Source organism: Rhodovulum sp. YNF3179, from assembly GCF_050586465.1.
In the GTDB taxonomy this organism is placed as follows: domain Bacteria; phylum Pseudomonadota; class Alphaproteobacteria; order Rhodobacterales; family Rhodobacteraceae; genus CAJXYS01.
In genome coordinates, this window is record NZ_JBOCEG010000001.1 from 395,096 (window position 1) to 417,668 (window position 22,573).

The following is a 22,573-nucleotide window of genomic DNA, read 5'->3' on the forward strand; positions in this document are numbered from 1 at the left end:
TCTTATAGGGCGGGAGCCGAACGGGGGTAAAGGGTCCGCGACGCGCGGCCCGCATGATTCCGCCGGTCCGGACCGGCGGTTTCGCCGGGGGGCGGCACCCGCCCCCCGGTCCGTGATCACGAGACCGACTGCAGGTCGGCGCCCGGCTTGGTCTTCTCGCGCCGCACGATGAGCCGGTTCAGCGCGTTGATATAGGCCTTCGCCGAGGCGACGACCGTGTCGGTGTCCGAGGACTGGCCCGTGGCGATGTGGCCGTCCTCTTCCATGCGGACGCTGACGGTGGCCTGCGCGTCCGTGCCGCCCGTCACCGCGTGCACCTGGTAAAGCTCCAGCCGCGCGCCATGCGGATAGAGGGCCTGGACCGCGTTGAAGGTCGCGTCCACCGGGCCGTCGCCCTGAGCCGTGACCTGCTGGTCCTTGCCGTCGATGACGAGCGTCAGGTCGGCCGATTGCGGCGCCTCGGTGCCGCAGATCACGCGCAGGAACTTGAGCTGTATGCGCTCGTTCGCCGCGGTGGTCGAACTGTCGGCCATCAGCGCGATCAGGTCCTCGTCATAGACCTCCTTCTTGCGGTCGGCCAGTTCCTTGAATCGGACGAAGACATCCTTGAGCTGGTTGTCGCCCAGCTCGTAGCCGAGCTCGGAGAGCTTGGCGCGCAGCGCCGCGCGCCCCGAATGCTTGCCCATCACCAGGTTGGTGTCGGACAGGCCGATATCTTCGGGCTTCATGATCTCGAAGGTCTCGGCGTTCTTGAGCACGCCGTCCTGGTGAATGCCGGATTCATGGGCAAAGGCGTTCTTGCCGACGATCGCCTTGTTGTATTGCACCGGGAAGCCCGAGACGGTCGAGACCATGCGGCTGGCCTGCATGATCTTGGTGGTGTCGACGCCGGTCCGGTAGGGCATGATGTCGTTGCGCACCCGCAGCGCCATCACCACCTCTTCGAGGGCGGTGTTGCCGGCGCGCTCGCCGAGCCCGTTGATGGTGCATTCGATCTGTCGCGCGCCGCCCTCGACCGCGGCCAGCGCGTTGGCCGTCGCCATGCCCAGGTCGTTATGGCAATGGGTGGCGAAGACGATCTCGTCGGCGCCGGGCACCTCCGCGATCAGGCGACGGATCAGGTCGGCGGATTCGACGGGCGCGGTGTAGCCCACGGTGTCGGGGATGTTGATCGTGGTGGCGCCGGCCCTGATCGCGATCTCGACGACCCGCTTGAGGTAGTCCCACTCGGTTCGGGTCGCATCCATCGGCGACCACTGCACGTTGTCGCAGAGATTGCGGGCATGGCTGACCGTCTCGTGGATGCGGTCGGCCATCTCGTCCCTGGTCAGGTTGGGTATGGTCCGGTGCAGCGGCGAGGTGCCGATGAAGGTATGGATGCGCGGGCGCTTCGCGTGCTTCACCGCTTCCCAGCAGCGGTCGATATCGGTCGGGTTGGCGCGGGCCAGCCCGCAAATCACCGCGGTCTTCGACAGCTTGGCGATGTCGCGCACCGCTTCGAAATCGCCGATCGAGGCGATGGGGAAGCCCGCCTCGATGATGTCCACGCCCATCTCGTCGAGCAGCGTCGCGATCTCGAGCTTCTCGTTGTGGGTCATGGTCGCCCCGGGCGACTGTTCGCCGTCGCGCAGGGTCGTATCGAAGATCAGGACGCGATCCTGTTCCGTGTTCGTGTTCTGGGCCATCGGAAATCTCTCTGTCTGTACTCAGCTCTCGTGCGATTGTCCGGCGCGGTCACGATTCCCCTGAGCGGACGCGCCGGCCGACGGCACGCTCAGAGGCGGCTAAGTAGAAGAAGCGCAGCGCAGGCCGGGCCACGGAAAGCGGCCGGCAGGGTCGAGGGCTGTGCGGTCATGCGCGTCATGGGGCCGCACTATACGCCTTCATGCGGCGAGGAAAACCCCGTTTTTTCAGACCAGCCCGAGTTCCGCGTCGCCGGCGATACGGTCGTATTTGTCACGCGGGGGCATCGGCCTGGCCGGCCAGTCGGGGTCGAACACGAAACTCGACCGCGCGCGGCCCTCGGGCAGCACGCCGTTGCCGGCGCCCACGGCGTAATCGTAGTAGAGCTTCACGATCCGCTCGAACCCGACCTGCTGCGCGGCGGGGTGGGTGCGACAGGCCTCCTGCCAGCGCCGCACGCGGGCGAAACCGGGACCATCCGGCAGCGTGAAATCCTCGTAATACTCCAGGAACCAGAAGCGCATCATCAGCGGCGTGTAGACCAGTTCCGCCAGTCCGAAGCGGTCGAAAAGCCAGGTGCCATCGGGGTTATGGTGGCGCAGCGCGTCGTCGAGCCAGGCGTATTCGGCAAGCAGCGCGTCGCGCAGTTCGGCCGTGCGCGCGCGGTCGCGGTTCATGACGAACCGGTATCCTGCCATGCCGAACGGTCCCTCTCGTGACATGACGAGGCGCTCGACGGCACGTTCGAACGGGTCGCTCCGGGTGATCTGCGGTGCCGCGAAGCGTTCCTCGACATATCGCATGATGACGAGGCTTTCCTTGAGAATGCGGCCGTCTTCGGTCTCGAGGATCGGCAGGGCGGTGGTGCCGCGCGATTTCTCGAGCAGCCATGCCGGACGGGGCCGCGTGATGTCCACCACGTGGTAGTCCACCGCATCCCCGAGTCCCTTCAAGTCCAGCAGGATCTCGACCCGTTGCGAGAAGGGGCAGACGGGAATGTGGTAGATGATCGGCCGTTTCATGAGGGGTTTCCTGCGCGATAGCTGTTTGACGGGTGGCCCGGGCAGGATATCTGCCACGCATGGTTATTGAAAACGCTCTGGTGATCGGCGCCTCCGGTGGTATCGGGCAGGCCCTTTGCAAGGCGCTCGCGGCCCGCGGCGTCAGCGTCACCCCCCTTTCGCGCAGCCGTGACGGGCTCGACGTGACGGACGAGCAGTCGGTCGAGACGGTGCTCGGCGGGCTCGACGGCCCCTATGACCTGGTCTTCGTCGCCACCGGCGCGCTCGAGATCAACGGGCACGCGCCCGAAAAGGCCCTGCGGCAGGTGTCGGCCCCGGGCTTCATGGAGCAGTTCGCGGTGAACGCCATGGGCCCGGCCTTGATCATGAAGCACGCCGCCCGGCTTCTGCCGCGCGACCGCCTGGCCGTCTTCGCCGCGCTTTCGGCGCGGGTCGGCTCCATCGGCGACAACCGGCGGGGCGGCTGGTACGCCTACCGGATGGCGAAGGCGGCGCTGAACCAGTTCGTGCATGGCGCGGCGATCGAACTGGCCCGCAGCCATCGCCAGTCGATCTGCGTGGCGCTTCACCCCGGCACGGTCGAGACGCCCCTCACCGCCAAGTACGCGGGCAACCATCCGACCGTGACGCCCGACCAGGCCGCGCGGCACCTGCTTGGTGTCATCGACGGGCTGACCCCCGCCGAGACCGGGCTGTTCTTCGACTGGGCCGGCAAGCGAGTGGAGTGGTGACTCCGCGTCTCGTCCTGGTGCTGGGCGACCAGCTGTCGCCGGGCGTCGCCGCGCTGAAGGCGGCGGACAAGGACCGCGATGTCGTGGTCATGGCCGAAGTGGCCGACGAGGCCGGCTACGTCCCGCACCATCCCAAGAAGATCGCGCTGGTCCTGGCGGCCATGCGCAAGCATGCCGAGCGCCTGCGCCATGACGGGTGGCACGTCGCCTATACCCGCCTCGACGATCCGGAAAACACCGGCAGCATCGCGGGCGAGCTGCTGCGCCGGGCCGAGGAACACCGCGCGGGCGAGGTGCTGGCGACCGAGCCCGGCGAATGGCGGCTCATCCAGCTGCTGGATGCGCTGCCGCTGACGGTGCGCCAGCTGCCCGATGACCGCTTTGTCTGTTCCAGCGCCGAGTTCGCGCGCTGGGCCGAGGGCCGCAAGAGCCTCCGGATGGAGTTCTTCTATCGCGAGATGCGGCGCAAGACCGGCCTCTTGATGGAGGACGGCCAGCCCGCCGGCGGTCAGTGGAACTATGACCACGAGAACCGCAAGCCCGCGCCCGGCGAGGTGGCGTATGGCGGTCCGATGCAATTCACCCCGGACGCGGCCGTCGAAGAGGTGCTCGACCTGGTCGCGGCACGGTTCGGCGGCAATTTCGGGGATCTGCGCCCGTTCGCTTTCGCGACCGAGCCCGGCCAGGCCCGCCGCGCGCTGGCGCATTTCGTCTCAGAGGCGCTGCCGCGCTTCGGGGACTACCAGGACGCCATGCTGGAAAGCAGTCGGACGCTCTACCACGCGGTGATCTCGCCGTATCTGAATATCGGCCTTCTCGACCCGCTCGAGGTCTGCCGCGCGGTCGAGGAGGCCTGGCAGGCCGGGGATGTGCCGATCAACGCCGCCGAGGGGTTCATCCGCCAGATCATCGGCTGGCGCGAATTCGTGCGCGGCATCTACATGCTGCAGGGGCCCGACTACACGGCCTCCAACGTGCTGGGCCACGACCGGGACCTGCCCGCCTTCTTCTGGGGCGCCGAGACGCGGATGAACTGCATCGCCCACACCGTCGCCCAGACGCGCGAGGATGCCTATGCGCATCACATCCAGCGGCTGATGGTGACCGGCAATTTCGCCCTGCTCGCGGGGATCGATCCCGCCCGGGTGCACGAATGGTATCTCGCCGTCTACGCCGACGCCTTCGAATGGGTCGAGGCGCCCAACACCATCGGCATGAGCCAGTTCGCCGATGGCGGCGTGGTGGGGTCGAAGCCCTATGTCTCTTCGGGCAACTACATCTCGAAAATGTCGGACTACTGCCGGGGCTGCGCCTACAAGGTAAAGGACAAGACGGGCCCCGGGGCCTGCCCCTTCAACCTGCTTTACTGGCATTTCCTCGATCGCCACCGCGCGCGGTTCGCGCGCAATCCGCGCATGGCCCAGATGTACCGAACCTGGGACCGCATGGACGACGCGCGCCGTCGCACGATCCTGTCCGAGGCCGGGGACTGGCTCGCCCGGCTCGACGCGGGCGAGACGGTCTAGGTCACTCGGTTCCCGCGGCCGCGGCGTCGTCCACCGCCGGCGTCTCGGCCGGGGTGGCCCCGTCGCCGTCGCCGGCGGCCTCGCGGCCGTCGATCCATTGGCCGTCGTAGACTTCGCCCGAGGCGTAGGTCATCACGCCCTGGCCCTGGCGCTTGCCCTCGACGAACATGCCTTCATAGACGTCGCCATTGGCGTATTTCGCGGTGCCCTGCCCGTGGATCTCGCCGTCGCGCCACGCGCCGCTGTATTCGAACCCGTCGGGCATGACGATGGTCCCGCGCCCGTGGCGCTGGCCGTCGCGAAACTGGCCGGTATAGACGGTGCCGTCCGCATAGGTGGCGACGCCCTGGCCGTCCCGCTGGCCCTCTTTCCATTCCCCGACGTACTTGTAGCCGTCGGTGTAGGTCATCGTGCCCTGGCCATGGTTCTTGGCATCGCGGAATTCACCCTCGTAGACGAGCCCGTTGGCGTATTCCGCGCGGCCCTTGCCCTCGATCACGCCCTCGACCCACTGGCCCTCGTAGGAGGAGCCGTCCGCGTAGACGATCCGCCCCTCGCCATGGGCGAGGTCGTTGCGGAATGCGCCCTCGTAGACCGATCCGTCCGGATAGGTGACCGTGCCCATCCCCTCGATCCGACCCTGGGCCCATTCGCCGGTGTAGACATACCCGTCGGTGCCGCGGAAGGTGCCCTGGCCATGGCGCTTGTCGTTGCGGAACTCGCCTTCGTAGACATCGCCGTTAGCGTAGCGGACCGTGCCGTTGCCGTGGCGCTGCCCGTCGACGAGCGTGCCTTCGTAGACGTCGCCGTTGGGCTGGGTCAGCGTGCCGAACCCGTTGATCTGCCCGTTCTTCCAGGCGCCGACATATTCCAGGCCGTCGGGCATGACCAGCGTGCCCTGGCCTTCGCGGACGCCCTGCGCGATCTCGCCCTCGTAGACCGCGCCGTCGGGGTAGGTGATGGTGCCGCGACCTTCCTTGACGCCGCGGCTCCAGGTGCCCTCGTAGACATAGCCATTGGGGCTGCGCATCACGCCGAAGCCGTGGTGGAGCGCGTTCTGGAACTCGCCCTCGTAGCGCACCCCGTTGGCATAGATCGCCACGCCCTTGCCGGTGATCTTTCCCTCGGCCCAGTCGCCTTCGTAGATGCCGCCGTCGGGAAAGGTGATCTGCCCGAACCCGTGCGGCTTGCCCTCGGCGAAGCTGCCCTCGTAGACCGAGCCGTCGGGAAACCGCGCGATCCCCTGTCCGCGGATCTCTCCATCGACCCACTCGCCGCTGTATTCGTAGCCGTTCGGCAGGCGGTAGGTGCCGGTGCCGTGCTGCTTGCCGTTCCGGAAGGTGCCCTCGTAGATGCCGCCGTCGTCATACTGCTTGGTGATGACCTCGCCATCGGCCTGCGCGGCGGCCGGGCCGGCCGACAGGGCCAATGCGATTGCGACCGTGGCGCCCCGGAAATGTATCGGCGCGCCGCCTGCGCCGGTCTTGGGATGATGCACGTGTGCCCCCTGGTCCGCGATTGCTGCGCGTTGTTGATCCATGTGGGCCAAAACCTACTTGAGCGGTCATGCGGAGACAACGCTTTTCACGAGACGGCCCTTTCCCCCGGCGCGGGTTCTGCTAAAGAGTCTGCCCGATCCGCAGGGCCCGAGAGGACATCCCATGTCAGCGACATTCCGCCTGACCTTGGCGCAGCTTAACCCGACGCTCGGCGCCTTCGAGGAGAACGCCGCCAAGGCGCGCGCCGCGCATGCCGAGGCCAGCGCCGCCGGGGCCGACATGCTGGCGCTGCCCGAGATGTTCATCACCGGCTACCAGCCCCAGGACCTCGTTCGTCGCCCTGCCTTCGCGCGCCAGGCCATGGATGCGATCGACCGGCTGGCGGCCGACTGCGCCGACGGGCCGGTGATCGGGATCGGGGGGCCGTTCTCGGGGGACGGGCACCTCTACAACGCCTACCATATCCTCGAAGGCGGCCGCGTGGTGGCGCGGATATTCAAGCACATCCTGCCCAATAGCGGGGTTTTCGACGAGAAGCGGATCTACGACTCCGGGCCGATCAACGGACCCTACCGCGTCGGCCCGTTGCGGATCGGGACGCCGATTTGCGAAGACGCCTGGTTCGAGGATGTCTGCGAGGCGCTGGAAGAAACCGGCGCCGAGCTCCTGCTGGTGCCGAACGGGTCGCCCTATCACCGCCGCAAGCACGATACGCGCACCGGGCTGATGGTGGCGCGGGTGATCGAGACCGGACTGCCGCTCGTCTACCTGAACCTCGTTGGCGGGCAGGACGACCAGATGTTCGACGGGGGCACGTTCGTTTTGAACCCCGGCGGACGGCTGGCGGTGCAGATGCCCCCGCTCGAGGAGGCGCTGACCCATGTGGATTTCGAGCAGACCGCCGACGGCTGGCGGGCGGTGCCGGGCGCGCTGGCGCCGCTGCCGGACGCGTGGGAGGCCGACTACCGCGTCATGGTCGAGACGCTGCGCGACTACCTTCGGAAATCCGGGTTCGACAAGGTTCTTCTCGGGCTTTCGGGCGGTGTCGACAGCGCGCTGGTGGCGACCATCGCCGTTGATGCCATCGGGGCGGAGAACGTGCGCTGCGTGATGCTGCCCTCGGAATACACCTCGCCCGCGTCGCTGGAGGACGCGGCCGCCGTGGCGGCGGCGCTGGGATGCCGCTGCGACACGGTGCCGATCGACAAGGGCCGCGCCGCGGTCACCGAGACGCTGGCACCGCTTTTCGCCGGCCGCGACGAGGACGTGACCGAGGAGAACATCCAGTCGCGCCTGCGCGGGCTGCTTCTGATGGCGCTCTCGAACAAGTTCGGCGAAATGCTGCTGACGACCGGCAACAAGTCCGAGGTCGCGGTCGGCTACGCCACGATCTACGGCGACATGGCCGGCGGCTACAACCCGATCAAGGATCTCTACAAGACCCGCGTCTTCGAGACCTGTCGCTGGCGCAACGCCAATCACCGCGACTGGATGAAAGGCCCCGACGGCACGGTGATACCGCCGCGCGTGATCGACAAGCCGCCCTCGGCGGAGCTGCGCGCCGACCAGAAGGACGAGGACAGCCTGCCGCCCTATGACGCGCTCGACCGTATCCTCGAGATGCTGGTCGACGAGGAGCGGTCGGTCGACGAGATCGTCGCCGCCGGGTTCGACCGCGCGACGGTCAAGCGCATCGAGCATCTCGTCTACATCTCGGAATACAAGCGGTTCCAGGCCGCGCCGGGCACCCGCCTGACCGAGCGCGCCTTCTGGCTCGACCGGCGGTACCCGGTCGTCAACCGCTGGCGCGACGGCGGCTGAAGCGCGCCGCCCGCATCCCGCGGCGGCGTTATCCGAGACGGGCGTCGAGCGTGATGTCGGCGGTCAGCAGCTTCGACACCGGGCACCCGGTCTTGGCACTGTCGGCCGCTTCCTGGAAATCGGCCTCCGAGGCGCCCGGGACCTTGGCGGTGACGTCGAGATGCACGGCCGTGATCGCGAACCCGTCCTCAACCTGCGCCAGCGTCACCTCGGCGTCGGTGGCGATCATCTCGGGCGTCAGGCCGCGCGCGCCCAGGATCATCGACAACGCCATGGAATAACAGCCCGCATGGGCGGCGCCGATCAGCTCTTCGGGGTTGGTGCCGGGCGCGGTCCCGAAGCGGTTCTCGAAGCCGTAGGATACGCCGTCGAGCGCGCCGCTCTCGGTCGAGAGGCGCCCGCGGCCGCTTTTCAGTTCGCCTTTCCAGACGGCGGAACCCTTGCGTTTCATGCTGTATCCTCCTGGGTGCGTTGGGGTGTGTCGGTGCCCAACGCAGCGGGGCGGGAATGGGTCCATCCCGGCTATTCCCACCAGCGGTCTATGGCGGCGATGTCGTCGTCGGACCAGCCGAAGTGATGCGCCATCTCGTGGACCAGAACATGCGCGACCAGGGCATCCAGCGCCACGTCGCCGCGATGCGCCCATTCGTCGAGGATGGGGCGGCGGAACAGCCAGACCGTGTCGGGCCCCTGTGGCTGGTCGAGCACCGATTTCTCGGTCATCGGTATGCCGTCATAGAGTCCCGTCAGCTCGAACGGATCCCGGATGCCGAGCTCGGCCAGCATGTCGTCGGCGGGGAAGTCCGCGACGCGGATGGCCACCGCCGCGGCCCCGTCCCGGAAAGGCGGCGGCAGCGCATCCGCGGCGGCGCGGGCCATCTCGGCGATCTCGTCGGCGGTGGCGGCGGTGCGGTCTTTCCAGTGCAACGGCATGCGGGGTCTCCTGTCGCCTCCCCGTGGATATGGACAAAACAGGCGGCTTGTGAAAGAGCAGGCGCCAAGGAGACTGCCCATGACCGTGACCCGTTTCGCCCCGTCCCCCACCGGCTATCTGCATGTCGGCAACCTGCGCACCGCGCTCTTCAACTTCCTGATCGCGCGGAAATCGGGGGGCACCTTCATCCTGCGGCTCGACGACACCGATCCCGAGCGGTCGAAGCAGGCCTATGTCGACGCCATCAAGGAAGACCTGGAATGGCTGGGGCTGGGCTGGGACCGGGTGGAGCGGCAGTCCGAACGGCTCGACCGCTATGCCGAGGCCGCGGACCGGATGCGCGCCGACGGGCGGCTCTACGAGTGTTTCGAGACCCCGTCCGAACTGGACCTGAAGCGCAAGAAGCAGCTCAACATGGGCCGCCCGCCGGTCTATGACCGCTCGGCGCTGAAGCTGTCCGAGGCCGAGAAGGCGGCGCTGCGCGAGGATCGGGCGCCGCACTGGCGCTTCAAGCTCGACCATGAACGGATCGAGTGGGTGGACGGCATTCTGGGCGAGGTCTCGATCGACGCGGCCAGCGTGTCCGACCCGGTGCTGATCCGGGGCGACGGCCAGGTGCTCTACACGCTGGCCTCGGTGGTGGACGACACCGAAATGGGGATCACGCATGTGGTGCGCGGCTCCGACCACGTCACCAATACCGCGACGCAGATCCAGATCATCGGCGCGCTCGGCGGCACGGCGCCGGACTTCGCGCATCATTCGCTGCTGACCGGACCGCAGGGCGAGGCGCTGTCGAAGCGGCTGGGCACGCTCAGCCTGCGCGACCTGCGCGCCCAGGGGGTCGAGCCGATGGCGCTGCTGTCGCTGCTCGCACGGATCGGCTCTGCCGATCCGGTGGAGCTGCGGGGATCGGTGGACGATCTCGTCGAGGGCTTCGACATTTCGCGCTTTTCCGCCGCGCCGACCAAGTTCGACGTCAACGATCTGTTCCCGCTCACCGCGCGCTACCTGGCGAGCCTGCCCTACGCGGCGGTCGCGGACCGGATCGCCGTGCTCGGCGTGCCAGAGGAAATCGCCCCGCGGTTCTGGGAGGTCACCCGCGAGAACATCACCGTGCTGGACGATCTCGGGGGCTGGTGGGCGCTCTACCGCGACGGGGCCGCGCCCGACATCGCCGAGGAAGATCGCGATTTCGTCGCGCAGGCGATGGGGCTGTTGCCCGACCCGCCCTACACGGACGCGACCTGGTCGGAATGGACCGCCGCGGTGAAGGACGCGACCGGCCGCAAGGGCAAGGGGCTGTTCATGCCCCTGCGCAAGGCGCTCACGGGGCGCGCGCACGGGCCGGACATGTCGAAGGTCATGCCGCTCCTGCAGAAGGTCCGGGCCAAGGACTGAGCGGCTCAGCCGCGGATGATCCGCGCGGGCAGCCGGGCCAGCCGGTCGTCCACGAAGTCGCGCTCGAACGCCGTCAGGTCCACGTGGCGCGGATATCGCGGCGCGGCCCGGTCGTCGAGAATCGTTCCGTCCCAACCGTCGGTCGTCTCGAAGAAACGGTCCGCGCCCGCCTCGCCGAAGACATGCAGGAAGCCCTGCACGACGCAGTCGAGATAGCTCAGTAGGATCGGATGGGCGGCCTCTGGCGCCTCATGCGCGGGGCTGGTTCGGTAGATCGACACCGTGATGGGGTGCGGGTGATCATGCGCGACATCGGGTGCGGCCAGCGGCAGCCGGTCGTAAGCGGCCTCGCGCGCGTCGAGCGCGGCCCAGTCGCCGCTCGGAACGGCCGCGACCAGGCCCTCGATCTGGTGGCCCGGCGCTTCGCGGACGGAAAGGAAGGCGGCGGGGCGCCGGCTGGTGTGGCGCCAGACGCGCCGCCAGCCCCGGGCGCGGGCGGGCAGGGCGGTCGGGTAGTCGTGGGTCTTGCGGTTCACGAGCGATCCGTAGCCGAAGAAGAACGGATCCGGATTTCGAACAGGGCGGGTCATGGCCTCTATGTGCCTCCGGCGAATTCCCGGTGCAAGGTGTTGCCCGCCGGCGGGGCTTGGTCTACCATCGCAGTTGTTGGATACGGGAGAACCGGCTCTGCCGGTGCCGAAGGAGCAACCGCCCCGGAAACTCTCAGGCGACAGGACCGAATCCGGCACGACACTCTGGAGAGATCCCGGACCTGGTCCGGGGCGCCGAAGGGATAACGATCTCAGGCGGAAGGACAGAGGGGGCATCGCCGGTGGCCGCCAGTGGGCCGCCCTGACGCGGTGCCGACGTTTTCCCGCAGGACGCCGGCGTTGACACGGGAGACGGGTTTGTCCGAACTGAAGCGCACGGCGCTCTACGATCTGCACATGGAACTGGGGGGCAAGATGGTGCCCTTCGCCGGATACGAGATGCCGGTTCAGTATCCCATGGGCGTGATGAAGGAACATCTGCATACCCGTTCCGCGGCGGGGCTTTTCGATGTCAGCCACATGGGGCAGGTGATCCTGCGGTCGGCCTCCGGCGACATGGCGGATGCGGCGCGTGCGCTGGAAACCCTGGTGCCGGTCAGCGTCCTGGGGCTCAAGGAGAACCGCCAGCGCTACGGCTTTTTCACGAACGCGGCCGGCGGCATCCTCGACGACCTGATGATCGCCCACCGGGGCGACCATCTGTTTCTCGTCGTGAACGCGGCCTGCAAGGCGGCCGACATCGCGCTGATGCAGGAACGCCTCGGCGCGGACTGCGCCGTGGTGCCGGTGACAGACCGCGCGCTGCTGGCGCTGCAGGGTCCCGCGGCGGAGGCCGCGCTGGGACGGCTGGTGCCGGGCGTGGCGGAGATGAAATTCATGGACATAGCCGTTCTGGACGGCCCCGACGGGGAGGTCTGGGTCTCGCGCTCGGGCTACACGGGCGAGGACGGTTTCGAGGTGTCCGTTGCGGCGGATGCGGCCCCGGCCTTCGCGCGTGCGCTCCTGGACATGGACGAGGTCGCGCCGATCGGGCTCGGGGCCCGCGACTCCCTCCGGCTCGAGGCCGGGCTCTGCCTTTACGGCAACGACATCGACGAGACGACCTCGCCGGTCGAGGCGTCGCTCGACTGGGCCATCCAGAAGGTGCGCCGCAAGGACGGGGACCGCGCAGGCGGCTTCCCGGGCGCCGAGCGTATCCTGGCCGAGCTTGAGACGGGCACCGCCCGCCGCCGCGTCGGCCTGCTGCCCGACGGCCGCGCGCCGATGCGCGAGGGCACGCGGCTTTTCGCCGATGCCGAGGGCGGCCAGCCGATCGGCCACGTCACCTCCGGGGCGTTCGGCCCCAGCATCGAGAAGCCGATGTCCATGGGCTACCTGCCCACCGAGCTTTCCGCCGAGGGCACGCAGGTCTTCGGCGAGGTGCGCGGACGGCGCCGTCCGGCGACCGTGGCCGCGATGCCCTTCCGACCCGCAACCTACAAACGCTGACCAACGGGAGTGTCCCCCATGAAATACACCGAAGATCACGAATGGCTCCGCGTCGAGGACGATCTTGTCGTCGTCGGCATCACCGAGCACGCCTCGACCCAGCTGGGTGACGTCGTGTTCGTCGAACTGCCCGAGGAGGGCACCAAGGTCGCGAAGGGCGACGACGCGGTCGTGATCGAGAGCGTCAAGGCAGCCTCGGACATCCTCGCGCCGGTCGATGGCGAGATCGTCGCCGTCAACGAGGAGCTCGTCGACAAACCGGCGCTGGTCAACGAAGACCCGCTCGGGGCCGCGTGGTTCTTCAAGATGAAGGTGGAGGACATGGAAGCCCTCGACGCCTTCATGGACGAGGACGCCTACAAGGAACTCATCGACTGACATCGCCACGGAGTGCGCGCATGACCTTCACGCCGACGGACTACCTGCCCTATGATTTCGCCAATCGCCGCCATATCGGGCCGTCGCCGGCCGAAATGGCCGAGATGTTCGCCGCCATCGGGGTCGAGGATCTCGACGACCTGATCGACAAGACGGTCCCGGCGAGCATCCGCCAGAAGGACAGCCTCGACTGGGGCCGCCCGCAGTCGGAGCGCGAGATGCTTCACAACATGCGGATCACGGCCTCGAAGAACCGGGTCCTGACTTCGCTGATCGGGCAGGGCTATCACGGCACGGTCACGCCGCCGGTGATACAGCGCAACGTGCTTGAAAACCCGGCCTGGTACACGGCCTACACGCCCTACCAGCCCGAAATCAGCCAGGGCCGGCTGGAAGCGCTGCTGAACTACCAGACGATGATCTCCGACCTCACCGGGCTCGAGATCGCCAACGCGTCGCTGCTCGACGAGGCGACGGCCTGCGCCGAGGCCATGACCATGGCCCAGCGCGTGGCCAAGTCGAAACTGAAGGCCTTTTTCGTCGACGAGAACTGTCACCCGCAGAACATCGCCGTGATGCAGACCCGCGCCGCGCCGCTGGGCATCGAGGTGATCGTGGGCGACCCGGCGGCCGACCTGGAGGCCGGCAAGGTCTTCGGCGCGATCTTCCAGTATCCGGGCACCCATGGCCATCTCTCCGATTTCAGCGACCAGATCGCGGCGCTGCATGCCGAGAAGGCCATCGGCATCGTCGTGGCCGACCCCCTGGCGTTGACGCTGCTGAAGGAACCCGGCGCGATGGGAGCCGATATCGCGGTCGGGTCCACGCAGCGCTTCGGCGTGCCGGTCGGCTATGGCGGGCCGCACGCCGCCTACCTGGCGACCAAGGATGCCTACAAGCGGGCGATTCCGGGCCGGCTGGTCGGTGTCTCGGTCGACAGCCACGGCAACCGCGCCTATCGCCTCGCGCTGCAGACGCGCGAGCAGCATATCCGCCGTGAGAAGGCGACCTCCAACGTGTGCACGGCGCAGGCGCTTCTGGCGGTGATGGCGAGCTTCTACGCCGTCTTCCACGGCCCCGAGGGCCTGAAGGCGATCGCGCAGCGCATCCATCGGAAGACCGTCCGCCTGGCCCGGGGGCTCGAGAGTATCGGGTTGAAGATCGAACCCGAAACCTTCTTCGACACGATCACCGTGGATGTGGGGCCGATGCAGGAGGTGTTGCTCAAGTCGGCCCGCGAGGAGGGCATCAACCTGCGCAGGGTCGGTGCGACCCGGATCGGCATCACGCTCGACGAGCGGACCCGCCCGGCCGATATCGAGGCCGTCTGGCGGGCTTTCGGGCTGCACCGCTCCGACGACGATCTGTCGCCGGAATACCGGCTGCCCGAGGGCCTGCTGCGGAACAGCGACTTCCTGACCCATCCCGTCTTCCACATGAACCGGGCCGAGACGGAGATGATGCGCTACATGCGGCGGCTCGCCGACCGTGATCTCGCGCTCGACCGTGCCATGATCCCGCTGGGCAGCTGCACCATGAAGCTGAACGCCGCGGCCGAGATGATGCCGGTCAGCTGGCGCGAGTTCTCGCTGCCGCATCCCTATGCGCCGGCCGACCAGATGGAAGGCTATCTCGAGATGATCAACGATCTCTCGGACAAGCTCTGCACCATCACCGGCTACGACGCGATGTCGATGCAACCCAATTCCGGCGCGCAGGGGGAGTATGCGGGGCTTCTGACCATTGCCGCCTACCACCGGGCGCGGGGCGAGTCGCATCGGAACGTCTGCCTGATCCCGACCTCGGCGCACGGGACGAACCCGGCCTCGGCGCACATGGTCGGGATGGACGTCGTGGTCGTGAAATCGGCCGAGAACGGCGATATCGACGTCGAGGATTTTCGCGCCAAGGCCGAGGCCGCCGGCGAGAATCTCGCGGCCTGCATGATCACCTATCCCTCGACCCACGGCGTCTTCGAGGAGACGGTGCGCGAGGTCTGCGAGATCACCCATGAGCATGGCGGACAGGTCTACATGGACGGTGCGAACCTGAACGCGCTGGTCGGGCTGGCCAAGCCCGGCGAGATCGGGTCCGACGTGAGCCACCTGAACCTGCACAAGACCTTCTGCATTCCGCATGGCGGTGGCGGGCCGGGCATGGGGCCGATCGGGGTCAGGGCCCATCTCGCGCCCTATCTCCCGGGCGATCCGCTGTCCGGTGTCGGCGAGGGGCCGGTCGCCGCGGCGGCCTTCGGGTCGGCGTCGATCCTGCCGATTTCCTGGGCCTACGTGCTGATGATGGGGGGCGCGGGGCTGACCCAGGCGACCAAGGTCGCGATCCTGAACGCCAACTATATCGCGGCCCGGCTGCGCGGCGCCTATGACGTGCTGTTCAGCGGTCCGGGCGGGCGCGTGGCGCATGAATGCATCATCGACACGCGGCCCTTCGCCGAGTCGGCCGGCGTGACCGTCGACGACATTGCCAAGCGGCTCGTCGATTGCGGTTTCCACGCGCCGACGATGAGCTGGCCCGTCGCCGGCACGCTGATGATCGAGCCGACCGAGTCCGAGACCAAGGCCGAGCTGGACCGCTTCTGCGACGCGATGCTCGGCATCCGCGAGGAAATCTGCGCCATCGAGGAAGGGCGCCTGGACCGCGAGAACAACCCGCTCAAGAACGCGCCGCACACTGTCGAGGATCTCGTCGGTGACTGGGATCGGCCCTACAGCCGCGAGCAGGGGTGTTTCCCGTCGGGCTCCTTCCGGGTCGACAAGTACTGGGCGCCGGTCGGTCGGGTCGACAACGTCTATGGCGACCGTCACCTCGTCTGCACCTGTCCGCCGGTCGAGAGCTACGCCGAAGCGGCCGAATAGGCTCAGCCGAGGCCGCGCATCCGGCGGAGCGCCTCGCGTTCCGCCGCCAGCGGCAGCGCGCCCTCGGCATAGGCATGGGCCGTCTCCGCCATGTCCCGCGCCGCCGTCCGAAGCCGTGTGTCCTGCGCCTTCTGGAGCCGCGCAAGGGCCTGCTGCAGGCGGATCGCGATCTCGATCTTCGCGGCGCCGTCGCGCGCGATCGCCGCGTAGGCGTCGTGCATCAGGTCGGCGGCCCGCGTCGGGGGCACCCAGACCCGCGGATGCCGGATATCCTCGTCCGGCTCCACCTCGGCGCCGAAACGCCAGAGCAGCCGCTCCAGCCGTCCGATCACGTCGATCGCCGTGCCCTGGTCGTTGATGCCGGGGGACAGGGCCCGTGTCGCCACCTCTGCCAGAACCACGAAGCCGAAACGCGCATCCTGCTCGAAGCTGCGGACGTCCGCGATGGTGAAGGCCTGCGCGATACGCGCGGACGTCTTCTCGATGTCGGACGGGGTGCCCACGATATGCGCGACCGGCCCGTCCGTGAGCACGAAATGGCCCGGCGGGGCGCTGACATAGATGTCGAGATCGTCGGCTTCCGCGGCATGGCTCAGCGCTGCCATGTCGATGAACTGGACGTATCCCGTTGCGTCCGCCGGGACAGCCGCGCTGTCGGAAGGGATCGCGTCGATCCCGTCATCGAGCGGGCTGCCGCCCAGATGCGGGGGCTTGCGCCAGAACAGCAGGCTGTTTTCGGCGCGCCTTTCGACCACGCGGATCATCTCGTCCATGCTGCCGAGATCCGAGAGATGGTCGATCCATCGAAGGATCGCCAGGATGACGAGGCCCACGACCCCGACGGTGACCGCGAAGACCACGACAGACGCGCCGCCCTCGTAGACCCCGGCCCGGAAGAGAATGCTCGCAACCAAGGCGAAGATGAAGGCCCCGATGAAGGTGGCCAGCACGGTCTGCGTGGTCGTGTCCTCGAGCAGGACGCGATGCGAGCGCGGCGTCACCTGCGACGAGGCCGACCGGTGGACCGAGACCATGACGCTGAGCGAAAAGGTGGTCACGGCCAGCATGCTGGTGGAGAGAATGTCGAGGATCGGCATCACCGACTCCGGTCCGAGCCGCTCCACAAGCCGGTCCGGGATCAGCGGATCGATCACGGCCGCAGCCCCGGCCGCGACGATCGCGAGGACCGCGATCAGGGTGATCCGCACCCCGAGTTGGCGAGAGAGACGCAGCAGGCGCCAGAAGGTCTTCGAGAACACGGGGTCCGCCCTTGGCCGTTCCGATGGGACGTGACGGAGTCTGGCGGTTTCCCGGGTCCGGGTCCAGCCCCGTGCGTCAGCGGCGTTTCAGGTCGGCCGCGTCGAAGTGGATCCCGCGCTCGGCCAGCCACGCGGCGAAATGCGCCGTCTTCGCCTCGAGCGAACAGGTGCCGGTCAGGCAGGACGGTCATCCGCGTATGCCTGCCTGAGCTGGGTCTGCGTTGCGGTGTCGAGCCTGGCCCAAGGCGTCATGGCGTGCTCCGTTTCCGTGCTGCACGGCTTGAACCTGCGCCGTGTTTTCACAATATACATGCAAACATATTTAATCGCAGGAGCAGCGCAAGATGAGCGGCGCGATGAAAATGGTCTGCCACGACTGCGGCACGGTGAACCGCGTTCCCGCGGCCAGGCTGGGGGCAGGCCCCAAATGCGGCACCTGCGGGACGAAGCTGACGGCGGGCAAGGTGCGGGAGCTCGATCTCAAGACCCTCGAGAAAAGCGCCAGGACCGACGACGTGCCGCTTCTCGTCGATTTCTGGGCGCCCTGGTGCGGCCCGTGCCGGATGATGGCACCGGAGTTCGCCAAAGCCGGCGACATGCTCGCGCCCGGGGTCCGGCTGGCCAAGATCGATACCCAGTCGCACCCGGACGCGGCGATCCGCTACAGCATCCGGGGCATTCCGGCACTGATCCTGTTCCGGGGCGGGCGCGAGGTCGCGCGCAAGGCCGGGGCCATGCCGGCGGCGGGCATCGCGGCCTTCGTCCGCGCGCATGTGAAGACCGACGCATGACCGGCGGGCGCGCCTGCGGCGCCGCCACAAGCGCGCTTGACACCGCCCGCGAAAAAAGCCACATCAGGCGCCGTCGGGGCCGTAGCTCAGTTGGGAGAGCGCGTCGTTCGCAATGACGAGGTCAGGGGTTCGATTCCCCTCGGCTCCACCAGATTACCTGGCTCAGGATCTCAGCGCACCGTCACCACGGTGCAGTCGGCGTGCTGGTTCACCTTGTGCGAGACGCTGCCCAGCAGAAGGCCCTTCAGGCCGCCGAGCCCCCGGCTGCCCATCACGATCATGTCGGCGCCGATATCCTTCGCCGAGTCGAGGATCGTCTCGGCATAGTCGCCCGGCAGAACCCGGACGCTCACATTCTTGGCACCGCGGCTCTCGGCGCGGTCGGCGGCATCCTGCGCAAGCCGGTCGCCGAGGGCCGAAACGACCCGCGCCGTTTCGTCGGTGCTCTGGGTCAGGCGGAACAGATCGGTCATCGATCCCGGCATGTCGTCGAGCTTGGGCATCGTCTTTTCGGCCGTGTGGCGGACCAGGTGTTCGGCTTCGGCGAGGCGGTCCATCTCCTCGGCCTCGCGGCCGTGCATCAGGACATGCAGCACGGTCAGCTTCGCGTCGAAGGCCGCGGCCATGTCGGCGGCCATGTCGACCGCTTTCCGCGCGGTGTCGGATCCGTCGGTCGCGACAAGGATCTTCTGGGTCATCTCGCTCCTCCTTCGTTTTCGATCCGGGCGTCCGGACCTGAAACGAAAATAGGCCCGCCGGGTTCCGGCGGGCCTTGAGGCAGATCAATCCGGGCCGAAACCCGGCTTGTCCGATCGAGATCAGTCAGCCAGGGCGAGGTTGCCGGCCGACTCGCGGCCGTCACGGCCGGTTTCCAGGTCGAAGGTGACCTTCTGGCCGTCCTCGAGGCCGGTCAGGCCGGCGCGCTCGACGGCGGAGATGTGGACGAAAATGTCTTTGGAGCCGCCCTCGGGTTGGATGAAGCCGTAGCCTTTGGTGGAGTTAAACCACTTCACGGTGCCATTAGCCATTTGATATGTCTCCATATTTTTCACTGCCCACGGTATTGCGGCAGCTCGGCGCAGTCAGTGCTTAATCGAGTCACTGTGGCCGGTAAGGGAGACAGCAGGTCGATAGAGAGTAACGTCGCAGCGCTCATATGGGCCAACAGGGCGGACATTGCAAGGGGAATCACCCTATGCTGTCCTCGGGTTGGCCCCCGGACCCCGGCATTTCTTTGCCTATCCGCGGCCGGCCGGTTGCAGCACCGGGCCTGCACGCATAGCTGGCCTGCAAGGCCGGGGGTTCGCGCGCGCGGGCCGGACCCGGCTGGAGATGGAAAAAGGAGATTTCATGAAACTCGCAGGAAAGACCGCCGGCGCCGCCGCGGCGCTCGGGCTCGCCATCGCGGCCGCCGCAATGCCGGTCGCGGCACAAGAGGCCGATTTCAGCGACGCGCGGCTCGATTCATTCGTGCAGGCGGTCATCGACATCGCCGAACTGCGCCAGAAATACGAGGTCCAGATGGCCGAGGCCGGCGGCGAAGCCGAGCAACAGAAGCTGGCGGAGGCCTTCCAGTCGGAGGCCATCGCCGTGGTCGAGGCGGCCCCGGATCTGACCGTCGACCAGTATGTCGAGATCGGTCAGCAGGCGACCGAGGACGCCGAACTCGGCGCGCGTATCCGCGAGATGCTCGCCGCCCGGATGGACGGCTGACAGGCGCCGCGGCGGCCCGCCCAGCAGCCTGGCGGGCCGCCGTGGAAGAATGTCCAATTTTCGACGGAAAAATGGCGCGATATGGGCGCTTTCACGCCTCGATTTGGACACGGGTGCAGCGCATGGTTGAGTCATCATAACACAAAAAGGCGGTCCGACAGCCCGCCGCGAGCCACCAACGCATCAGAGGATCAAAACCATGTCGCACCTTCTTCAGAAAGCCCGCAACGGTCGTGTGAGTGCCCTGGAAAGCTGCCGCGAGCGCGCCGGCGAAACCCCCTTCGGGACCGGCGCCGAGGCTCGGTTCCGCATGCAGCGCCAGGTGCGCAGCCTGTCCTTCGTGTCGTCCCGCGGGTCCGGCCGCGGCGAGATCCTCCCGGGCTGAACGCCGGTCCAGGCGTCGCGATTTCCCTCGCAGCGCGTCCCGGGGGCGCCCGCAGGCCAGGCCGCGGGCGCCCTTTCGCGTTGGGCGCCCGGGGCGCCGGCCGGATCCCTCAGCGCGTGAACTTCTTGTACTTCACACGCTTCGGTTCGACCGAGTCCGGTCCGAGCCGGCGGATCTTGTCTTCCTCGTAGGCTTCGAAATTGCCCTCGAACCATTCCACATGGGCCTCGCCCTCGAAGGCGAGGATATGGGTGCAGAGGCGGTCGAGGAAGAAGCGGTCGTGCGAGATGATGACCGCGCAGCCCGCGAACTCGGCCAGTGCGTCCTCGAGCGCGCGAAGCGTCTCGACGTCGAGATCGTTGGTCGGTTCGTCGAGCAGCAGCACGTTCCCGCCGGAGCGGAGAAGCTTGGCCATGTGAACCCGGTTCCGCTCGCCGCCCGAGAGGAGGCCCACCTTCTTCTGCTGGTCGCCACCCTTGAAATTGAAGGCCGAGACATAGGCGCGCGAATTGACCTCCGCGTCGCCCAGCTGGATCACGTCGAGCCCGTCGCTGATCTCTTCCCAGACGGTCTTGTCCGCGTCCAGCGCGTCGCGCGACTGGTCGACATAGGAAAGCTGCACCGTGTCGCCGTATTCCAGCGATCCGCCATCGGGCTGTTCCTGCCCGGTCAGCATCCGGAAGAGCGTCGTCTTGCCGGCGCCGTTCGGGCCGATCACGCCGACGATGCCGCCGGGCGGCAGCGAGAAGCTCAGATCCTCGAGCAGCAGCCGGTCGCCATAGCCTTTCCGCAGGCCTTCGGCCTCGATGACCTTGGATCCGAGACGGGGGCCGTTCGGGATGACGATCTGCGCCTTGCCCACGCGCTCGCGCTCGGACTGGCTGGCCAGTTCGTCATAGGCCTTGATCCGCGCCTTGGATTTCGCCTGCCGGGCCTTGGCCCCGGCCCGGATCCATTCGAGTTCGCGTTCCAGGGTCTTCTGGCGCGCCTTGTCCTCGCGCGCCTCCTGCTCGAGCCGCTTGGCCTTCTGTTCCAGCCAGCTGGAATAGTTGCCCTCGTAGGGGATGCCCCGGCCGCGGTCCAACTCGAGAATCCAGCCGGTGATGTCGTCGAGGAAGTAGCGGTCGTGGGTGACGATCAGGATCGTTCCCTTGTAGTCGATCAGGTGCTGCTGGAGCCAGGCGATGGTCTCGGCGTCGAGATGGTTCGTCGGCTCGTCGAGCAGCAGCATGTCCGGCTCTTCGAGCAGCAGCCGGCACAGCGCGACCCGGCGTTTCTCGCCGCCCGAGAGGTTGTCGACGCTCTCGTGGTCCGGCGGGCAGCGCAGCGCTTCCATCGCCACGTCGATCTGGGCGTCGAGATCCCAGAGGTTCTCGCTGTCGATCTCGTCCTGCAGCGTGGCCATCTCCTCGGCCGTCTCGTCGGAATAGTTCATGGCAAGCTCGTTGAAACGTTCGAGCTTGGCCTTCTTGGCGGCCACGCCTTCCATGACGTTGCCGCGCACGTCGAGCGCGGGGTCGAGTTCCGGTTCCTGCGGCAGGTAGCCGACGCGGGCGCCCTTGGCAGCCCAGGCCTCGCCGGTGAAGTCCTTGTCGATCCCGGCCATGATCCGCAGGAGCGTCGACTTGCCGGCGCCGTTCGGACCCACGACGCCGATCTTCACGCCGGGCAGGAACGAGAGACGGATGTTCTCGAAGGTCTTCTTGCCGCCCGGATAGGTCTTGGAAACCCCGTCCATGTGGTAGACGTACTGGTAGGATGCCATGAAGGAACCGCCTCTGGTCTGGTGTTTCGGATCAAGGCGGTAGATACCGATTCCGCTGGACAAGGGCAATGTGCGGATGGATACGCTCTGCCCGGCCAGGGAACGGAGGACGATTTTGCGCGAGGGCTTTCCGAAAGCCGAGCCCGGCATGCGGATCGGGTTGCTGGGCGGGTCCTTCGATCCGGCCCACCAGGGCCATGTGCATGTCACCCGCCATGCGCTCAAGCGGTTTGCGCTGGACCGGGTTTGGTGGCTGGTCAGCCCGGGCAACCCGCTCAAGCGGCACGGCCCCGCGCCGCTGGCGCACCGGATGACGGTGGCGCGGGAGGTGATGCGCCACCCGCGGGTCGCGGTCACGGATATCGAGGCGCGGATCGGCACGCGCTACACGGCCGAGACGCTGAACGAATTGATGGCGCGCTACGCGGGCGTCCGTTTCGTCTGGCTCATGGGGGCCGATAACCTGGCCAGTTTTCATCGCTGGCAGCGCTGGGACTGGATCATGGAAACCGTGCCCGTCGGCGTGCTGGCCCGGCCGGGGCAGCGGATTTCCGCCCGGCTCTCGCCCGCGGCGCGGGCCTTTGCGCGCTACAAGGTACCGGCGGCGATGGCTCCGCGGCTGGCCTTTTGCAGGCCGCCGGCCTGGTGTTTCCTCAATGTGCCGATGGTCGATATCTCGTCGACCGCCATCCGGCGCGCGGGCGCGTGGCAGTCGCAGGGTTGAGCGCGCCCGGTTCCTCGGTTTAACTCGGC

General features: G+C 67.6%; 21 protein-coding genes, 1 tRNA gene and 1 riboswitch. Of the genes, 12 read left to right on the forward strand and 10 right to left on the reverse strand.

Annotation, left to right across the window (positions count from 1 at the left end):
• Positions 1–116: 116 nt before the first annotated feature.
• Complete coding sequence (locus tag ACQ5SP_RS02035; RefSeq protein WP_430935909.1) at positions 117–1,685, reverse strand: 2-isopropylmalate synthase; 1,569 nt, start codon at positions 1,683–1,685, stop codon at positions 117–119.
• Between the two features lie 225 nt (positions 1,686–1,910).
• Positions 1,911–2,705 carry a glutathione S-transferase family protein gene (locus ACQ5SP_RS02040; RefSeq protein ID WP_430935911.1) on the reverse strand — a complete coding sequence of 265 codons (795 nt, stop codon included), beginning with the start codon at positions 2,703–2,705 and terminating at the stop codon, positions 1,911–1,913.
• Between the two features lie 65 nt (positions 2,706–2,770).
• On the opposite strand from ACQ5SP_RS02040, the gene ACQ5SP_RS02045 reads away from it, so the two are divergent.
• Both ACQ5SP_RS02045 and ACQ5SP_RS02050 read left to right on the forward strand, forming a co-directional pair.
• The gene (locus ACQ5SP_RS02045; RefSeq protein ID WP_430936261.1) at positions 2,771–3,436 is read left to right on the forward strand and encodes an SDR family NAD(P)-dependent oxidoreductase; all 666 of its coding nucleotides are present in this window, start codon (positions 2,771–2,773) and stop codon (positions 3,434–3,436) included.
• Positions 3,433–4,962: a cryptochrome/photolyase family protein gene (locus ACQ5SP_RS02050; RefSeq protein ID WP_430935913.1), complete on the forward strand. Its 1,530-nt coding sequence runs from the start codon at positions 3,433–3,435 to the stop codon at positions 4,960–4,962. The genes ACQ5SP_RS02045 and ACQ5SP_RS02050 overlap by 4 nt, the downstream gene beginning before the upstream one ends.
• A gap of 1 nt (position 4,963) precedes the next feature.
• Here the strand turns inward: ACQ5SP_RS02050 and ACQ5SP_RS02055 are convergent, their stop codons facing one another.
• On the reverse strand, positions 4,964–6,502 hold the full coding sequence (locus ACQ5SP_RS02055) for an MORN repeat-containing protein (protein WP_430935915.1): 1,539 nt from the start codon (positions 6,500–6,502) through the stop codon (positions 4,964–4,966).
• 121 nt (positions 6,503–6,623) lie between these two features.
• Between ACQ5SP_RS02055 and ACQ5SP_RS02060 the strand changes: the two genes are divergently transcribed.
• Positions 6,624–8,282, forward strand: a complete 1,659-nt coding sequence (locus ACQ5SP_RS02060; RefSeq protein ID WP_430935917.1) for an NAD+ synthase — start codon at positions 6,624–6,626, stop codon at positions 8,280–8,282.
• Positions 8,283–8,310: 28 nt separating this feature from the next.
• On the opposite strand, the gene ACQ5SP_RS02065 is transcribed toward ACQ5SP_RS02060, so the two are convergent.
• On the reverse strand, positions 8,311–8,733 hold the full coding sequence (locus tag ACQ5SP_RS02065; RefSeq protein WP_430935919.1) for an OsmC family protein: 423 nt from the start codon (positions 8,731–8,733) through the stop codon (positions 8,311–8,313).
• A gap of 71 nt (positions 8,734–8,804) precedes the next feature.
• Positions 8,805–9,215, reverse strand: coding sequence for a metallopeptidase family protein (locus ACQ5SP_RS02070; RefSeq protein WP_430935921.1), 411 nt, complete (start codon positions 9,213–9,215; stop codon positions 8,805–8,807).
• 79 nt (positions 9,216–9,294) lie between these two features.
• On the opposite strand from ACQ5SP_RS02070, the gene gltX reads away from it, so the two are divergent.
• Positions 9,295–10,617, forward strand: coding sequence for a glutamate--tRNA ligase (gene gltX / locus ACQ5SP_RS02075; protein WP_430935923.1), 1,323 nt, complete (start codon positions 9,295–9,297; stop codon positions 10,615–10,617).
• Positions 10,618–10,622: 5 nt separating this feature from the next.
• Here the strand turns inward: gltX and ACQ5SP_RS02080 are convergent, their stop codons facing one another.
• The gene (locus ACQ5SP_RS02080; RefSeq protein WP_430935925.1) at positions 10,623–11,207 is read right to left on the reverse strand and encodes a gamma-glutamylcyclotransferase family protein; all 585 of its coding nucleotides are present in this window, start codon (positions 11,205–11,207) and stop codon (positions 10,623–10,625) included.
• Positions 11,208–11,280: 73 nt separating this feature from the next.
• Positions 11,281–11,366: riboswitch (glycine riboswitch) on the forward strand.
• 159 nt (positions 11,367–11,525) lie between these two features.
• Between ACQ5SP_RS02080 and gcvT the strand changes: the two genes are divergently transcribed.
• The 3 genes from gcvT to gcvP are packed head-to-tail and all read left to right on the forward strand — an operon-like array spanning position 11,526 to position 15,907.
• Positions 11,526–12,656 (forward strand): glycine cleavage system aminomethyltransferase GcvT, encoded by a 1,131-nt coding sequence (gcvT, locus tag ACQ5SP_RS02085; RefSeq protein ID WP_430935927.1) that lies wholly within the window; start codon positions 11,526–11,528, stop codon positions 12,654–12,656.
• 18 nt (positions 12,657–12,674) lie between these two features.
• Positions 12,675–13,034, forward strand: a complete 360-nt coding sequence (gene gcvH, locus ACQ5SP_RS02090) for a glycine cleavage system protein GcvH (RefSeq protein WP_430935929.1) — start codon at positions 12,675–12,677, stop codon at positions 13,032–13,034.
• A 20-nt stretch (positions 13,035–13,054) separates the two neighbouring features.
• The gene (gene gcvP / locus ACQ5SP_RS02095) at positions 13,055–15,907 is read left to right on the forward strand and encodes an aminomethyl-transferring glycine dehydrogenase (protein WP_430935931.1); all 2,853 of its coding nucleotides are present in this window, start codon (positions 13,055–13,057) and stop codon (positions 15,905–15,907) included.
• Between the two features lie 2 nt (positions 15,908–15,909).
• Here gcvP and ACQ5SP_RS02100 read toward each other — a convergent pair whose 3' ends face one another.
• On the reverse strand, positions 15,910–17,166 hold the full coding sequence (locus tag ACQ5SP_RS02100; RefSeq protein ID WP_430935933.1) for a DUF2254 domain-containing protein: 1,257 nt from the start codon (positions 17,164–17,166) through the stop codon (positions 15,910–15,912).
• A 344-nt stretch (positions 17,167–17,510) separates the two neighbouring features.
• On the opposite strand from ACQ5SP_RS02100, the gene ACQ5SP_RS02105 reads away from it, so the two are divergent.
• Positions 17,511–17,957 carry a thioredoxin domain-containing protein gene (locus ACQ5SP_RS02105; RefSeq protein ID WP_430935935.1) on the forward strand — a complete coding sequence of 149 codons (447 nt, stop codon included), beginning with the start codon at positions 17,511–17,513 and terminating at the stop codon, positions 17,955–17,957.
• Between the two features lie 75 nt (positions 17,958–18,032).
• A tRNA-Ala gene (locus ACQ5SP_RS02110) sits at positions 18,033–18,108 on the forward strand.
• A 19-nt stretch (positions 18,109–18,127) separates the two neighbouring features.
• Here ACQ5SP_RS02110 and ACQ5SP_RS02115 read toward each other — a convergent pair.
• Both ACQ5SP_RS02115 and ACQ5SP_RS02120 read right to left on the reverse strand, forming a co-directional pair.
• Complete coding sequence (locus ACQ5SP_RS02115) at positions 18,128–18,655, reverse strand: universal stress protein (protein ID WP_430935937.1); 528 nt, start codon at positions 18,653–18,655, stop codon at positions 18,128–18,130.
• A gap of 120 nt (positions 18,656–18,775) precedes the next feature.
• A complete protein-coding gene (locus ACQ5SP_RS02120; RefSeq protein WP_430935939.1) occupies positions 18,776–18,985 on the reverse strand; it encodes a cold-shock protein in 210 nt (69 codons plus the stop codon).
• 322 nt (positions 18,986–19,307) lie between these two features.
• Here ACQ5SP_RS02120 and ACQ5SP_RS02125 point away from each other — a divergent pair, with 322 nt between their 5' ends.
• Both ACQ5SP_RS02125 and ACQ5SP_RS02130 read left to right on the forward strand, forming a co-directional pair.
• Positions 19,308–19,670 carry a DUF4168 domain-containing protein gene (locus ACQ5SP_RS02125; RefSeq protein WP_430935941.1) on the forward strand — a complete coding sequence of 121 codons (363 nt, stop codon included), beginning with the start codon at positions 19,308–19,310 and terminating at the stop codon, positions 19,668–19,670.
• 199 nt (positions 19,671–19,869) lie between these two features.
• The gene (locus ACQ5SP_RS02130; protein ID WP_430935943.1) at positions 19,870–20,055 is read left to right on the forward strand and encodes a hypothetical protein; all 186 of its coding nucleotides are present in this window, start codon (positions 19,870–19,872) and stop codon (positions 20,053–20,055) included.
• A gap of 109 nt (positions 20,056–20,164) precedes the next feature.
• Here ACQ5SP_RS02130 and ettA read toward each other — a convergent pair whose 3' ends face one another.
• Entirely contained in the window at positions 20,165–21,820 is a 1,656-nt protein-coding gene (gene ettA / locus ACQ5SP_RS02135) for an energy-dependent translational throttle protein EttA (RefSeq protein WP_430935945.1), read from the reverse strand.
• 115 nt (positions 21,821–21,935) lie between these two features.
• Between ettA and ACQ5SP_RS02140 the strand changes: the two genes are divergently transcribed.
• The gene (locus tag ACQ5SP_RS02140; protein ID WP_430935947.1) at positions 21,936–22,544 is read left to right on the forward strand and encodes a nicotinate-nucleotide adenylyltransferase; all 609 of its coding nucleotides are present in this window, start codon (positions 21,936–21,938) and stop codon (positions 22,542–22,544) included.
• Positions 22,545–22,573 lie beyond the last annotated feature (29 nt).